General features: G+C 57.9%; 13 protein-coding genes. 9 read left to right on the forward strand and 4 right to left on the reverse strand.

Annotated features, from left to right (window positions below):
* The first annotated feature begins 47 nt into the window (after positions 1-47).
* Positions 48-302: a hypothetical protein gene (locus F0M18_RS04340; RefSeq protein ID WP_149610189.1), complete on the forward strand. Its 255-nt coding sequence runs from the start codon at positions 48-50 to the stop codon at positions 300-302.
* 37 nt (positions 303-339) lie between these two features.
* On the opposite strand, the gene F0M18_RS04345 is transcribed toward F0M18_RS04340, so the two are convergent.
* Together F0M18_RS04345 and F0M18_RS04350 are read right to left on the reverse strand one after the other, a co-directional pair.
* Positions 340-765, reverse strand: a complete 426-nt coding sequence (locus F0M18_RS04345; protein WP_149610190.1) for a VOC family protein — start codon at positions 763-765, stop codon at positions 340-342.
* Between the two features lie 111 nt (positions 766-876).
* Positions 877-1,611, reverse strand: coding sequence for an SDR family oxidoreductase (locus F0M18_RS04350; protein ID WP_149610191.1), 735 nt, complete (start codon positions 1,609-1,611; stop codon positions 877-879).
* A 483-nt stretch (positions 1,612-2,094) separates the two neighbouring features.
* On the opposite strand from F0M18_RS04350, the gene F0M18_RS04355 reads away from it, so the two are divergent.
* The 4 genes from F0M18_RS04355 to F0M18_RS04365 are packed head-to-tail and all read left to right on the forward strand — an operon-like array spanning position 2,095 to position 8,503.
* On the forward strand, positions 2,095-2,763 hold the full coding sequence (locus tag F0M18_RS04355; protein ID WP_149610192.1) for a response regulator: 669 nt from the start codon (positions 2,095-2,097) through the stop codon (positions 2,761-2,763).
* 34 nt (positions 2,764-2,797) lie between these two features.
* Positions 2,798-3,751, forward strand: a complete 954-nt coding sequence (locus tag F0M18_RS19935) for a type 1 periplasmic-binding domain-containing protein (RefSeq protein ID WP_188109590.1) — start codon at positions 2,798-2,800, stop codon at positions 3,749-3,751.
* A complete protein-coding gene (locus tag F0M18_RS04360; RefSeq protein WP_188109591.1) occupies positions 3,748-6,420 on the forward strand; it encodes an ATP-binding protein in 2,673 nt (890 codons plus the stop codon). Before F0M18_RS19935 ends, F0M18_RS04360 begins: the two co-directional genes overlap by 4 nt.
* Before the next feature lie 19 nt (positions 6,421-6,439).
* Positions 6,440-8,503, forward strand: coding sequence for a TonB-dependent receptor plug domain-containing protein (locus F0M18_RS04365; RefSeq protein WP_149610194.1), 2,064 nt, complete (start codon positions 6,440-6,442; stop codon positions 8,501-8,503).
* A 528-nt stretch (positions 8,504-9,031) separates the two neighbouring features.
* Here F0M18_RS04365 and F0M18_RS04370 read toward each other — a convergent pair.
* Complete coding sequence (locus F0M18_RS04370) at positions 9,032-9,625, reverse strand: TetR/AcrR family transcriptional regulator (protein WP_188109592.1); 594 nt, start codon at positions 9,623-9,625, stop codon at positions 9,032-9,034.
* A gap of 322 nt (positions 9,626-9,947) precedes the next feature.
* Here F0M18_RS04370 and F0M18_RS04375 point away from each other — a divergent pair, with 322 nt between their 5' ends.
* The 4 genes from F0M18_RS04375 to F0M18_RS04390 all read left to right on the forward strand — a co-directional run bounded on the left by F0M18_RS04375 (position 9,948) and on the right by F0M18_RS04390 (position 14,416).
* Positions 9,948-10,787 carry an SDR family NAD(P)-dependent oxidoreductase gene (locus F0M18_RS04375; protein WP_149610196.1) on the forward strand — a complete coding sequence of 280 codons (840 nt, stop codon included), beginning with the start codon at positions 9,948-9,950 and terminating at the stop codon, positions 10,785-10,787.
* A gap of 61 nt (positions 10,788-10,848) precedes the next feature.
* Positions 10,849-11,616: a glucose 1-dehydrogenase gene (locus F0M18_RS04380; RefSeq protein ID WP_223177907.1), complete on the forward strand. Its 768-nt coding sequence runs from the start codon at positions 10,849-10,851 to the stop codon at positions 11,614-11,616.
* A gap of 167 nt (positions 11,617-11,783) precedes the next feature.
* Entirely contained in the window at positions 11,784-12,935 is a 1,152-nt protein-coding gene (locus F0M18_RS04385; protein ID WP_149610198.1) for a sulfotransferase family protein, read from the forward strand.
* Between the two features lie 86 nt (positions 12,936-13,021).
* Positions 13,022-14,416 carry a hypothetical protein gene (locus F0M18_RS04390; RefSeq protein ID WP_149610199.1) on the forward strand — a complete coding sequence of 465 codons (1,395 nt, stop codon included), beginning with the start codon at positions 13,022-13,024 and terminating at the stop codon, positions 14,414-14,416.
* A gap of 17 nt (positions 14,417-14,433) precedes the next feature.
* Here the strand turns inward: F0M18_RS04390 and F0M18_RS04395 are convergent, their stop codons facing one another.
* Positions 14,434-15,447: an LLM class flavin-dependent oxidoreductase gene (locus tag F0M18_RS04395; RefSeq protein WP_149610200.1), complete on the reverse strand. Its 1,014-nt coding sequence runs from the start codon at positions 15,445-15,447 to the stop codon at positions 14,434-14,436.
* Positions 15,448-15,510: the final 63 nt, after the last annotated feature.

Genomic DNA, 15,510 nt, shown 5'->3' on the forward strand with positions numbered 1-15,510 from the left:
CGGGCCACCGGCCCCGGTTAATACTAGCGTTAACTATGGAGATACACATGAAAACCGCCTCTCTTATACTGGCACTTGCAGCCGTCGCTGCCGCGCCCCTGGCCTCAGGCCAGGACCTTGGCAAACTCGCTGAATCGGTGGACACCGACAAGGCGATGGAATCGGTTGACCAGGACAAAATGACCGAGGCCGTGTCTACTGATGGCGTTGATATGAAGAAGGCCTATGACGCAGTGGATAAGGAAAAAGCCGTCGAAGCCGTGGACATGGAGAAGGCCAAGGAAGCCCTGACCTCAGACTGATATCGCTTGCCGGTAAATGATGACCGCGCCCGCTGGCTCAAGCGCTTGCGGGCGTTCCTTTCAGTTCAACCGTGTTGCCCTCGGGGTCGCGAAGGTAGATGGAAGGACCCATCCCCCCGGCGCCGTAACGTGTTGCCGGCTCATCCGCGTCCACTGCATGCCGCTGCAGGTGATCCAGTATGGCGTCTGCGTCCCAGGGTGCGACGCTGAGGCACACATGATCCATATTCGGCGCGTCATGATCGGGTGCCTTGCCCCCGTCCCGGCCCAGCGGCCCTGAGACATCGACAATGTCGATTAACGACAGGCCGGCGCGGAGTTGCGCCAGGCCAATGTCACCCGGGCCGCGCTCCAGCCTGCAGCCCAGCACATCACAATAAAACGCGACCAGCTTTTCCATATCGCGGGCCCGTATCACCACGTGATCGATCAGTTCGATGTTGATGGGGTTTGCCTGTTGCATTGTCGGCGCCTCGACCAGTTGGTGACTTAATGGTAGACCACGTCGTTTGCGTTAGCAGCGGCAATTGCAAGCGCAGGCGACGCACAGCGTAGTGGCAGGAACCAGGCCCGGTTACATCTTGCGCAACAGTGCCGAGGGCATCAGTTTCATCGCCTGCGCGACCAGCGTCCAGGGCCAGGGGGGTACGTAACGAAATGAAACCTGCTTCTCAATCAGGTCCACCATGACCCGGGTGCCGGCCGCCGCCGTTACCAGGAAGGGACGGCTGGCGAGGGCGCGGTTGATATCAGTGTCGATATACCCCGGCGCAAGTTCGGTGACTACAATATTCTGGCCGTGAACCTCACAACGCAGTGCCTCGAGGTATTTGCCCAGTGCAGCCTTGGTGGCGCTGTAGACGCCGGAATTGGGCATGCCCCGCACCGCGGCCACAGAGGTGATACCGACAAACTGGCCCCTGCCTTGTTCCCGAAACAATTCTATTGCCGCGTCGGCAGTAGCGATAGCGCCGGTCAGGTTGACATCGATCATCTGCGCCATCTGTTGAAACTTGCCTTCGCCAGCTCGCGCCGGCTCACCGAGCCCTGCGTTGGCCACCACGATATCCAAACCACCCAGTGCCGCAGCGGCCTCACGCAGGACGACTGGCACCCTGTCGAATTGCGATACATCCAGTTCGCAGATGATAACTTGCGGGGAACTCGCCTCCAGCTCTGTCTTCAGCTCAATCAGGTCCTCCTGCTTGCGTGCGGTCAGTGCCAGTTTGTAGCCACGTTGGGCAAAATGCCTGGCCATACCCTGGCCAAGTCCCCGCGTGGCTCCGGTAATCAATACAGATTTACTCATGGCAATCTCCCTGCACAAACTCGCTTGCGAGGCTGCGCGGCTCCTGTGACGTTGTTGGCAGGCGCAGAGTATAGCAAGCGGAGATGGCATCGCAGCAGGCAGATAGCATGAAAAACAGCGTGGGGGGCGGTAAAGACGGGCGCAGCGTAAAGGCTCACAGCGACGCACCCGCGAAACAGCGTGTCGTGTAAGAGGGCGGTTGTAATGAGTTTAAGAAAGAGCACACATCCATGTGTGCGGCAAGCTATCCCTAGATGTGCGCACTGCCCCGGGAATGCCCGGGACAACTGTCCCTGGGTGCGACTGTACTATCCCTAGTTCCCAACCTGATCACATCCTGTGTTTCAGATTGCAGTTCCACCTTAGTCAAAGTTGGGCCAGAGTAAAATAACCCATAGGAACTAGGGTTTTTTTGAGGCTTTCTTTGACCGCTTTTTTCTCGATGGTCTAATATGCTGCGTATAGGAATATGGACTTGTACCCATGCATATCATGCTGGTTGACGATCATTCCCTGATCCGTTCGGGCATCAGCGATAGCCTCGCCAAACACTATCCCGGGATTGAGATAACGGAAGCAGAGAGCAGTAAGGCTGCGCTCAGTCTCGCGCGTGAGCAGAGCATTGACCTGGCACTGGTGGACTTGTTCATGCCCGGCGAAAAGCTGTTCAGCCTGGTTCGCGAACTGGGCTCCAGGGATATGGATATCCCGTTTATTGTCCTGTCGTCGTCAGACAACCCATCGCACATTCGCAAGTGTATCGATCTTGGTGCGCTCGGCTATGTGCCGAAGTCCTCTGCACAGTCTGAACTGTTTGCCGCGGTAGACCGCGTGCTCGCCGGTGGTACCTATTACCCCTCGCCAGCGCTGCAAGCGCATCAGCCAGAGCCGGCTGCGGATGAAGAGCCGGTGTCCATGTCCTACGGCTACAACGAGGTCGAGAATATTCTCACGGCCCGGCAAATGGAAATTCTGGAACTGATTGCACACGGACAAACCAATAAGCAGATAGCCAACAATCTCGGGGTCTCCAACTACACGGTTAAAGTACACGTGAGCGCGGTATTCAAGGCGCTGGGGCTAAGCAACCGGTCCCAGGCAGCGATTCTTGGCGAGAAGATCGGTCTCTCATCGCAGGTAACGGGAAACTGATTCTCTGCGGCGGCCATCAGGACGGTGCAGAGTGATGGCTAACCAGCTCTATCGCCTGGCACTCTTCGCACTGGTCCTGGCCAGCCTGGTTTTCACTGCGCGGGCACAGGCCGATGTCGCCCGACCTTTGATCGTGACCAGCGCATTGAGCGGCGTATACGGCGAGATTCTCGAGCGACTGGAAGAGTGCTCGGCCTTCGCCATCGACAAGCAAGTGATATCACTCAGCGATGCTGAGTTGAGCGAAGCATCGGTACGCAAGGCAGACTCGATAATAGCAATTGGTACGCGCGCATCAGCGGCGGTCTACGAACTGGCGCCGAGTGTGCCGGTATTGAGCGCGCTGATTACCGAAAGCGGCTTCGAGCATCTCGCCGCCAGGCACTATGGTTCCGTCGCGCAGGCGCTGGAGGCCGGGGTTTCGGCGATTTACCTGGACCAGCCTCCAGCGCGCCTGTACCGGCTGGGCATGTTACTTGTGCCCGACGCAGATCGAGTAGGCGTCATTGCCACTGACCCTGCCAGCGCGAGTATCGTCGATAATATCTCGGGCGACACAATAACCACTCCTGAACTGGAGTGGGTGACGCTGACCGATCTTGCCAAGCCCATCAAGCTTCTGGGGCCGTTGATGCAGCGCTCTGCGTTCGTGATTGCGCTGCCAGGGAAACGGGCGATAACGCTGTCCGCGGCGAAATGGATTCTTGAAATTGGTTCCAGTACCCGCACCCCGGTCATTGCCTATTCCCGCAAATACGCCACATCAGGCGCGCTCGCGGCGGTGTATACCTCCCCGGTCGATGTTGCCGACCAGGTTGCGGATGTATGCACGAGAACGCAGGGCTTCGCCAGCGGGCCAGCAGCGGTGTATCCACCGGAGCACTTTTCAGTCGAAATCAATGCCGCCGTGGCGCGAGTTCTGGGCATTCCTGTGCGCGACCCCGGCTATTATCGCGATGCCCTGATGCGCGCGGAGGGTCGACCATGACGGCTCGTCAGCGCAGCGGTGGCGGTATGCGACGCAAAATCCTCCTGCTTGCGATCATTCCCGCGTTGAGTATCAGTATTATCCTGACCTGGTATTTCACCAGCACACGCCAGGCGCAACTGACGCGTGACCTGCAGTTACTTGGTCACACTACTGCCGAGCACCTCGCCATTGCCGGCAAATTGGCCCTGTTTGCGGACAACCTGGAAAGTCTCAGGCAAATTGGCCTGGGCCCATCCAGTAACCCGGCCGTAACCGGAGTCGCATTTCTGGACTCGTCCGCTGAACCCGTTTTGTTGTTAAGTGACTCCGGCGATTTCCAGGTGCCGGGATTTTCCGGCGAACATATGTGGCAGAACAATCAGTACCGGGGAGATGAGATCTGGTATTTCCGCGCCCCGGTGATGCTGGAAACCGAAACCATGACGGACTATGACGAGGCCGGGGAGGGCGGGCAGGAATTGCTGGGCTGGTCTGTTATCGGCCTGTCGCAAATCGAGCTCTTTCGTGCGCAGCAGGAAAACCTGTTTGCTGGCTTTGTTATCTTCGCTATTGCCACCATCATTGCCGGCTTCGCCGCCTGGCTGATCGGGCACCAGATTTACCAGCCGGTGCGAGATCTCACTACCACTGTTGAAACCATGGAAGCGGGCGATCTTTCCGTTCGGGCACGGGTTGCGGGTGAACGCGAAGTCAGGATTCTTGCCCGCGTGATCAACCGCTTGGCGGCAAACCTTAACGAAACCAATATTCGCCTCAAGCAGGAGGTGGATGAGGCCACCGCGGACCTGCGCGATGCCATGAATGCAAAGGACGAGTTCCTCGCGCGTGTCAGCCACGAGTTGCGCACTCCGCTGACGACCATTATCGGCTATACCCACCGCCTGGAACGCTCGACATTGACCGCGGAACAGGCCGAATTCAGCCATGCCATCCAGCAGTCATCGGAGCTGTTGCTGGCGGTCATCAACGATATTCTCGACTTTTCCCGTTTACAGCATGGCGGGCTTGAGTTGGAAAGTATCGAATTCAACCTCGAGACCGCTCTGGAGGATGTGGTTGCCATGCATGCCAGCGGTGCCAGTGAGAAGTCGATAGAGCTGGTATTGCTTGTCGATTCAGACGTCCCGCGCTACTGCCTTGGTGATGTCGTCCGCCTGAAGCAGGTGGTCAACAACCTGTTGGCCAATGCGGTGAAGTTCACTGAGCAGGGCGAAATCGTGGTGCATGCCGCCATGCAGGATGAGTCGGGCACGTCGCCGCCAGCAGGCGAAAAAAACAGCGGGGTTGGCATGGAAATCAGCGTGCAGGATACCGGCATCGGAATTGCGCCTGAGGCCATGGACAAACTGTTCACCTCTTTTTCCCAGGCCGATACCTCAATCAATCGACGCTTCGGTGGCAGTGGCCTGGGGCTGGTCATCTGTAAGCAGTTGGCGGACTTGCTGGGGGGGGATATCTCGCTGCAGAGTCAGGTCGGCGAGGGCACGCGAGCTTCCTTCTCGATTTCGCTGCGCCGGGCCACCGGTGCCAACCAGCACCTGCCGATCCCGCATCGTGAAGCAGCGGTCGCCGTCGTGGACGCCAACCGCTGGTCCAGGCGCGCGCTGCGCAGCCAGGTCACACACTGGACACGCCAGGTATACGCACTCGAATCAGTACAGGAACTTATCGATCTGCTCGACAACCCTGCCCCTGAACTGATGGCGGTACTGATATCCGAACCACCAGGGGCAGTGCACGATGAAGCGCTGCAGCGCAAGCTGACCGGCCTGCGCGAGCACTATGAGGGCCCCATCGCGCTTATGCGTTATATGCTGGAAACGCCGGACATGGAAGGCGAGGGTTGGCACCAGGCTTTGCAGCCAATGACGCTGCTTTCGAAGCCATCGCGCCGCCAGAGTGTACTGCAATGGCTGGATTCACTGGAGCAGGGCGATACTGCGGAAACGGAAGTACAGAACCCGCTGGACCCAGCGAGCGGCAGCCTTAATGGTATCGAGATAGTCATCGCAGAAGACAACCAGTTCAACCAGGATCTGTTCAGGATGGTGCTGGAACAGGAGGGGGCCACGGTGCGGGTGGCCAACAATGGCGCCGAGGCGCTACAGGCTTTTCGTGTATCAGGCGCGACCCTGGTATTGATGGATGCGCATATGCCCGAGGTCGACGGCATTCGCGCAAGCCAACAGATCGTCGAGGAAGCGGCCAGACTGGAGCGCGAAGTAGTCATTGTCGGCCTCACGGCGGATACTTCAAGCGCGGAGCATGAGCGCTTCATCCAGGCCGGGGCCGTGGAAGTGCTGTCGAAGCCGGTGAATGAGGATGCGCTCATCGAAACGCTCTGCAGGCACGCAGAAATGGCATACGATGGCGGAGCGAACCGCAGTATAATGGACCTGGACAGTACAGATGTAGCCCTGCATGCGGAATTGATGGCCCAACTGGGCGCGTTGCGACGAGACCTGGCGCAGGGCGCGTTTGAGCAGTGTCGCGAGATCCTGCACCAGCTCCAGGGATTATGTGGCCTTTGCGGCATTCATGACCTGCAGCATGGTTTGCAGCAGGTCAAAACGCTTCTGGCTAATAACGAGTTAGCACAGGCGGAACAGAAGATCGTTGAGCTGGAGAACATACTGCTGCAAGAGAAGCGGCAGGCGAGGGTGTGAGGTGGTGCGGAAGTGGCAGATGCGTGACAAGAAGAACCCGGCAATGAATTCCACGTGGCGCATTGCGCTTGGCCTGCTGACGCTGGCCCAGGTAAGCGCTGCACATGCGCAGGAAGCTGATTATCTGACCGAGGAAGATGTCTTCCTCGACGTCCCCGTCGCCAGTGGTGCCAGCCGGTTCCCGCAGGCGCTGAACAAGGCGCCGGTGAGCGTTATTATCATCGATCGCGAAATGATCAAGGCGGCCGGGGTGCTCGAAGTGCCTGACCTGTTTCGGCTGCTCCCCGGTTTCCAGGTCTATTCCGCTGCCTACAACCATCCTGTGTTCAATTATCATACGCTGCCGGATGGCTTCCCCAGTCGCATGGAAGTGCGCATCGATGGTCGATCGGTCTACGAACCCTTTACCAATACCGTGTTCTGGATCGTACAGGGTCTGGAAGTGGAGGACATCGACTACATAGAAGTGGTTCGTGGCTCAAATGTCTCCGCCTACGGTGCCAACGCCATCAACGGTTCAATCAATATTGTAACGCGTTCGCCTGTGGCAGCACCGGGTCTCACCCTCCGTGGCGCAGCCGGAAGCAACGATACCGAGAACCTGTCCATCGGCTACAGCGGGACCCATGAGGCTGTCAGCTATCGTATTTCCGGGCGCCACCGCCAGAACAGCGGCTTCGGCAGCTTCGAGGGCCAGGACCTGGATGACGACAGCGAGGCGTGGTCGGTTACCGGTAACCTGCTGTGGACGCCATCCCTGCGCGATAAGGTCAGCGTGCAACTTGGCTACAGTGATAGCGACTTCACTTTCGACCAGGGCAACAGTAACGTTGAGCTTGACGAGTTGTTTCCCTGGGATATCCAGTATTCATACCAGCACGTCGACTGGCAGCATCAAATCAATCACCAGCACTCGCTGCGTGTGGCACTTACCCACAGTCGCAATGAGATCAATGCCATAGAACGGGAAGCGCTGCTTTCGGAGCTGATCGGGCTCCCCCCGGGCCTGATCTGGCCCGGACTGGATGATTTCGAATTGGTGCTGGGCATCGACGACGGCTACTCGGAACGCTACGATCTCGAACTCAGCCATACGGGCGAATCGGGTGAGCGACTCAAGTTCGACTGGGGTGCCAGCGCGCGGCGTGACCGGGCCAAGAGCCAACTCCACTTCAGCACGGAGTCCTCTGTATCAGAGAACTACTATCGGCTGTTTGGTAATGCTGAATACGATGCGCTGGACTGGCTGACCTTGAATGCAGGTGCCTCGCTGAGCTACAACGATACGGTCAAGGATCATAACTCCTGGCGTTTATCTGCCAACTTTCATGTCAACGCCAACAACACGCTGCGCTTTGCCCTGAGTCGCGCCACGCGTGCACCCACGCTACTTACCGCTAACTATTTCCGTACAATCAACAATGGCGGCGTGGTCTACGACCTGGACCTGATCAGTGACGAGGACATAGCCGAGGAGGAGCGCAAGGGAGCGGAACTGGGCTACTTCGGTTACTTCTTTGGCGGCAAGCTGACTACAGATTTGAAGTTGTTCTACGAGGACAACGAACACCTGATTGATGTGCAGACCGATCGTGACTACCGCGGCCCCCTGTCGGTGGATAACGAGGTGGCGTTCATGACCAACAGCCTGCAATCAGAGGACTATGGTTTTGAGGCCTACGTGAACTGGCGGCCGGACCAGGCCTGGCTGATTACCGCCCAGTACACGTGGATGGACATCGACGCAGAGCATGCGCGGCGCATCAACCCGGACAGGATCAGTGATCGCAGCGATGCGGTTGCCGAAAACATGGCCAGCATGATGGTCAACCGTGCCTTCGGACACGGCTTTCACGGCGCTTTTACCTGGTATTACCAGTCTGAGATCAACTGGAAGAGCGGCCCACCGGTTGAAGACTATGATCGACTGGACGTGAACCTGCGCAAGGAATTCCAGTTCGAGCGCTTCAGCGGTCGAGTTGAGTTTATCGCCCAGAACATTTTTGGCGACGATTATGCGGATTACCGGCCGTTTCATGAATTTGATTCACGATATTACATCAGGCTGGTTACCGAATTCTGACCTGCCCGATTCCCGGCGGTTCGAGGGAAAGTGGGTTTGTTAGCTCCTATGGGCTATTCCAAATTATCCGCATCACCCTAGACTGGTAACTCGACATCCCATTGAATGATTGAGCGGTGCTGGAACCCCGGAGAGCAGTACGATTGTCTCCCCCAGCGACCGCTTCCCGGAAGGGTAGATGCTGTGGCTGACCTGACACCACCGATTATCGACGTAAATACCAACGCGGCTAACTGCGTCGTGTGTCCGACCTGTAGCGAGCCCTTTGTGCCACGCACAAAGACCCACGTATTCTGCACGCTGAAGTGCTTTATACCGCCGAAAAAGCGGCGCTGCTGCGCGGAAACACCTGCTGGCAAGCGCAGTCCCGGATAGAAACCGGAACAGCGCAGAGGAGGCTTTCCCGCCGCGATACCGGCACTCAACCCGTCTTTGCCTGCCGCTTGTTCAAGCAGTCAGCACAGTTGGCGACGCACATCAATCATTTCGAAACGCTCAAGCGACGAGGCGGTTCTTCCTGCACCAGCGCTAGTCTGATTTACACAGGTAGCGCAGCAGCAGCGTGACCAGTTCCTGCCTGAAACTTGCCTGCTCGAGAAGCTCCGGTTCCTCCGAGCTTGCCGACAGCAATACACCTGAGAGAGCGTGGGAAGCAATCCGGCTGAGCTTGTCGATATCATTGCTCCTCAACTTCGCTTTGTGCCTTCGTAGAAAGCTGGCAAGCCACTCATCCCATCCGGGATGGCTGCGTGAAATCTGCAACTCATTGATCTGGCGGTGAATGTCAAAGCTGTGCTGGTAGGCGCGGTAGAACTCCGGGTCCATGCGCTGCAGCATAAGCCGTTGCTCGACCTCCATGTCTACAATCGCTGCCAGCGTGTCTTCCAGTGAGACCCTGGAAAGTCGCTCAATCTCGACAACACGCTCCAGGGCCGCTGCCTTGTATTGCTTGACCTGTTCCTGGAAAACCTCCGCCAGTATGGCCTCCTTGTTCGGGAAGTATTGATACAGCGAGGCAATGTTGATGCCTGCCACATCGGCGATACGCTGTGTGGTCAGCTGCTCGGGGCCTTCCTCTTCCAGTATTTTCAGGCAGGCTTCCTGGATCGCCTTTACCAGCATGAGTGAGCGGCTTTGCTTGGGGCGTTTTCGCGGCTGCGGTAAATCAGGCTTACTCATGCAAATGTAAGACGGTTATGATGGATTCCGGAATGTGCAATAAATCTCATGAACTATCAACAGGATAGGTGGCATCGCAGCGTCCTGGAATGCCAGTTGTTGCCGCCGGCAATAGGGGATTATGCTTTAGCTTTAGCACGCAACAGGCGCGCCTGCGTGCTGCAAACGGGGCTGGTCAGGAGGCCGCGCCAGTGACCGTGGGAACAGCAGTTCGAAAGAGTCGCATCGAGGCCGCAAATTAACCGCATGATTCTGGAGCACGAATATGGCTGTATTGAATGGACGCGTTGCCCTGGTAACCGGGGCCAGTCGCGGTATCGGCAGGGCTATCGCGCGCCGTTTCGCCGCTGAAGGCGCGGCGGTCGTGGTATGCGCTTCCCGAATGGGGGCGCACGGCGACCTCGAAGGGACGCTGGAGGGTACCGTGGCTGTGATCGAATCGGCGGGCGGAAAAGCAGCCGCCGTCGCTTGTGACCTGGCGGACGCTGAAGCGCGGTCGAACCTTGTCGAGCTCGCCAGCGCGCATTTCGGCGCCGTGGATATACTGGTCAACAATGCCGCGCGTGCAGATTACGAATTGCCCAGTATGAACTCCACGGCATCGCGAAATCGTGTTTTCGACCTGAATGTCAATGTGCCTGTTGAACTGTTGCAACAGGCACTGCCCGGGATGCGAGCAAAGGGCCGCGGCTGGTGTCTAAATGTTTCCAGCCGGACTGCTGAGCGGGTAGAGCCGCCTTATCCTGACTCAAAGGTCGCGGCACATGTTATCGGCCCCTACGGTGCTACCAAGGCAGCACTCAACCGCTACACCCAGGCACTCGCTGACGAACTCGCAGATGAGAATATTTTCGTCAACGCGCTGGCTCCCAACAATATTGTTCTCACTAATGTCGGCGAGGCGGTTGAGGCCATTGCCAGGCGCCGCCCGGATATGGTCGAGCCAGTTGAGATGATGGCGGAAGCCGCGCTGGAATTGTGCTGTGGCAGCCACGTTGGCGAAGTGGTCTACAGCCGGAACATTGTTCACGCGTCCGGGCGCAAGCTACATGATCTCTCTGGTAGGGAAGTTATCGGTGACGCATTCACCCTCGGCAAACTGTAGCGGACCCGGCGAGCCTAATCAGTAGCGATTTAACGTTTGCAGACGAGTCATGGAGCACAGGATGCTATTGGAAAACAAGGTTGGTCTCGTCACCGGTGGTGGTGACGGCATAGGGCGCGCAACGTCTATCGCGTTCGCGAAAGATGGCGCCAGGGTCGTCGTTGCCGATATTCGGCTGGACATGGCCAATGAGACTGTCGGCATGATCCATGCACTGGGCGGGGAGGCCCTTGCGATCAAAGCCGATGTGGCGAATGGCGACGATGTAAAAGCCATGGTGGAGGCGGCTGTCGACACCTACGGATCGCTCGATTGTGTATCCAACAACGCCGCGGGAGGGGCGAAGTTTGCCACACTCCCGGAGATGTCAGAGGAGCATTGGGATCGCACCCAGGCTATCTGTCTGAAGGGTGTCTGGCTGTGCCTCAAGTACCAGATCCCCGCCATGCTGCAAACCGGTGGCGGTGCAATCGTCAATATTGCTTCGCTGTCAGGCGTACGCGGTGAGGCAATGCAGTCACCGTACAGCGCCGCCAAGGGTGGAGTCATCGCACTAACACGCACCGCCGCGGCTGAGTGGGCGCGAGACGGTATTCGCATCAATGCGGTCAATCCCGGCGGGATTCTCACCGAAGGCATTCGCAACTACTTTGAGAAAGTACCCGGCGCCCGTGAGAAAACGGAGGCAGTGCATGCGATGCGCCGACTGGGTAAGCCGGAGGAGGTCGCCGATGCTGTGTGCTATCTGGTGTCTGATCGTGCCTCGTTCATTACTGGCACGACCCTGGACGTCGATGGCGGCATCATGGTGAACCCACATACCCTGTAAGCGGGCAGCATTCTCTTCATCAGTCCTGTCGACCTGCAAAATATAAGTCCGTCGCCGGCGGGGCTGTTCAATCGCATTAAAAGCAATCGATTCAACACCTTATGCGCCGTATCCTGATGCGCTAACGTCAGTTGTGCCGGTGCAGCTGCCTCGTTAACCTGTTCGCCATGTTCTTTGACTATGATTACTGGTGGCGGGTCGTGCGCCACGTTTGGGGCTTGCGAGGCTGGGATGGTCGCACTGGCATGCTGCTGCGCCTGGTGGTGCTGGTCCCCCTGTTGAGTCTATTCCACGGCATCTGTTTTTTACTGGACTACCTGTTGTTCTGGCGTCTCTGGTCCCAGCGTGTCGAGCAGCCGGTATTCATCGTCGGGCACGGCCGTTCCGGCACCACCCTGATGCATCGCTTGATGAGTGCCGACGCGGAGCGTTTCAGTTATTTCCTCTACTGGGAGATGTTCTTTCCCTCGCTGTTGCAGAAGAAAGTCATCCGTGGCCTCGGCTGGCTCGACGCACGCCTGTTGCGTGGCTTTCTGCATCGCAAACTCAAGTCCTGGGATGACAAGACCTTTGGTCCGTATCGCCACATGCACTACATGAGCCTGTGGAGTGCCGAGGAAGACTGTTTTGCCATGGGCGCGGCTTTCGTCACCCAGCAGTGGTCACTGGAAATCCCAATGATGGATGTGGTGGATTTTTTCCACGTGGACCAGATGCCCATCAAGCGCAAACGCTGGCTGCACCACTACCGGGAGTTGGTGAAGCGGCAGTTACTGCTGAACGGTGGCGACAGGATACACCTCGCCAAGAACCCGGTCATGAGTGGCTGGGTCGATGCACTGATCGGTGAGTTCCCTGATGCGCGTATCGTGGTGATGATGCGCGACCCCGGCGAGTGTATTCCCAGTTGCCTCAAACTGGTGGAGCTCACCTGGAAGGGTAAGGGTTGGAAGCCGTCTGACTATGAACGTTCCCTGGATATCCTGACCGACATATCCTTCGAGCATTTTGACAATCCGAGGCGTGTGCTCGCTGCGCATCCGGAAACCCCGAGCATCGTGGTGGACTATCGCGAACTCACCAGTGCGCCCCGTGAAACCCTGCATGCGGTTTACCAGGCTCTGGGAATGTCGGTCACGGCCGAGTTTGACCGGTGGCTACAGGCCCAGGCTGAAAAAGAGAAGAAGCATCACAGCAAATTCGAGTACAGCCTGGGGGAGTATCGACTGACGCCCGCGGAGATTCGCCAACGCCTGGAGCGTTTTTATGATCTCTACCAGTGGCATACCGCACCGGCCAGAGATAGCGCGGAGACGTAGCGTACAGAGGTCTAACGGGTCGCAGTGAAAACCAATATCCCGGGGAGGTTTGTCCACTTTCCCTGAAAAACAAGAGCATTAAGACGATGACACATAAAGCACAAGACTCGAAAGCAGCGGAACTGGAATTAAAATCCGCGTTCGACGATTTCATGGCTGCCCTGCAGGATGCACGTGACACCATAGACGACCCACGTTATTTCCCGCCACAGCCAACTGAGCGCAACCTTGCTGAAGGCTATCGATACCTGTCGGGCTTTATGCATCACGCCATAGAACGCTGTTTTCACGACGACCCGGATTTTCCCGCGTTTCGCAATGCGCTCTCTGTGTACAACAAGTCCACCATAGATAACGCTGATGCGATCTATTTCTACGCGGGTATCGATGGCCGTAAAAACTATCGCGTCAGTGGCCGGACAGGCAATCACAGCCATTGGCAGGCAGGGCAGCGCTCCGGGGAAGGGCCGTTTGCACCCCAATACCTTATTTTTGAAGTGAGCAACGGGCCCTTGTCGGGGGATACCGGTGATCTGCGTGAAGTCATGCCCGGCTACCGTACCGGTTTTGGCACTATCGATACTTCCACACTGGAGGTCGCCAGTGACGGTACCTTCGAGCTCATGCTGGGGCCTGAGAAGCCCGCAGGCTACAACGGAAATTTCATCTGCACGCGCAAGGCGCCGAGTAAGCAAAGCCCCGAGTCCGGTGATCGCTACGCTGAATATATTAGCGGCCGACAGCTTTTCTACGACTGGGAGCATGAAGAAGCCATTCACCTGCAGATCGAGTGCCTCGATACCGCAGGTACCCGGCCCGGCCCGCTGTCAGCAGCAACAGCGGCTGCCAACCTGCGCAACATGGGCAGAATTATTCGTGGCCAGATGCGTTTCTGGCTGCAGTTTTATGACGTGATTTTGAACTGCAACCAGACCCACGAGGACAACGGCAGCCCATACTTCATGCCGGTCAATGCGTACAACACGCCTAACGCCGCGTCGAGCGATACCGGTGGCGGCATGAGCACCAATATCTACGCCGGCGGCATTTACGACCTCGCCGAAGATGAAGCCCTGTACATCGAGGCGGAATTTACCGGCAACCCGGTCTACACCAGCCTGCACCTGGGCAACCTGTGGGGAGAATCGCCGGACTATGCCAATCACCAGAGCAGCCTGAACCTGTCACAGATGTATATCGGGGCTGATGGCAAGCAGCGCTGGGTGGTTGCGCATCGGGATCCGGGCGTGCAGAACTGGATCGATACCACTGGTCTGCCCCGTGGCTACCTCAGTCATCGCTGGGCGTATTCGCAGCTACCGCCGCAAGCGGAGTGGCCGAAGATTTCCTGCAGGGTGATTTCCTTCGACGCTATACAGGAAACCTTCCCGGATGATCAGCCAGTGATAACGCTCGAGCAGAGGCGCGAGGTGATTCGCGGGCGCCAGCGCCATGTTCAACAACGCTACCGGGTCTTCTGATAGCCCGGGCGTGAACCTCAAAGGTCCCGCATGTCACAGACCTGCGGCCACACTTCTGCCTCAAACAGCCTGAGGCTCTGCCAGGCCAGGTCAGGGTCCAGTCCGCCCAGCAGGGGAGTCAATATAAACGTTCGATTACGGCCCAGGCCCTTGATCATGTCCACAGCAGCTTCCGGCGTCAGCACCTGGTAAGCGCCACCGGCACGCAGGTTGTCGACATCGATGCCGCCGGCAAAGGGACCTGCCGCCTTGCCATAGGCCTCTACCGTCCATTCGGCATAGGACTCGACCACATGCTTTACATGGGGTGCGATACGCTTCCAGTCGGCATCCGGGTCTCTACTGACATGGGTGAATATGGGGCCGAGCGCCTTGAACGCGTTACCCGGGTCGGGCTTGCCCAGGTCGAGACAGGTTTGGCGGTAGATGTGCCAGTTTTCACCTGCAGGCGGGTAGTAGCCGTCGGCAATCTGCGCCGCACGCCTGGCCACTGCCGGGTGCGTGCCGCCCAGAAGCAGCCTGGGGGCGGGCTGCGGAACCGGGGTGATGGTGACACTACGGCCTTCGTATTCGAAGGTTTCCCCGGACCAGGCCTGGCGCAAGAACGTGAACGCGTTGACGTAGAGGTCCTTGCGATCCTCGCGGCGCTTGCCAAACATCTGGAACTCATAGGGTCGATAACCCGCACCGATCACCACTTCCAGGCGACCCTGGCAGAGAAACTGCGCAACCGACAAGTCCTCGGCAAGCTTGACCGGGTCATAGATCGGCGCCTGTATAACATTCGGGCGTACGGTAATGCGCTGTGTTCGGGCGCCGATGGCGGAAGCCATCGGAATAGGCGAGGGCAGGTAGCCGTCCTCTGACGCATGGTGTTCACCGAGTCCGACAGCATCAAATCCTATTCTGTCAGCCCAGGCGCACATATCCAGCGCAGCATCGTAGAGTTCCTGGGCGGGCGCACCGAATGCCGGCGCGCGCATATCAAACGAGATAACAAATTCCACCGGTACCACCTCGTTGCAGGTCATGATTGGTTTACCACCAGCCAGGTGCAGGGCAATGGCAAAGTTGCAGGATTAGGTGCCAGTCGC

Source organism: Pseudohalioglobus sediminis (genome assembly GCF_008370495.1).
In the GTDB taxonomy this organism is placed as follows: domain Bacteria; phylum Pseudomonadota; class Gammaproteobacteria; order Pseudomonadales; family Halieaceae; genus Halioglobus.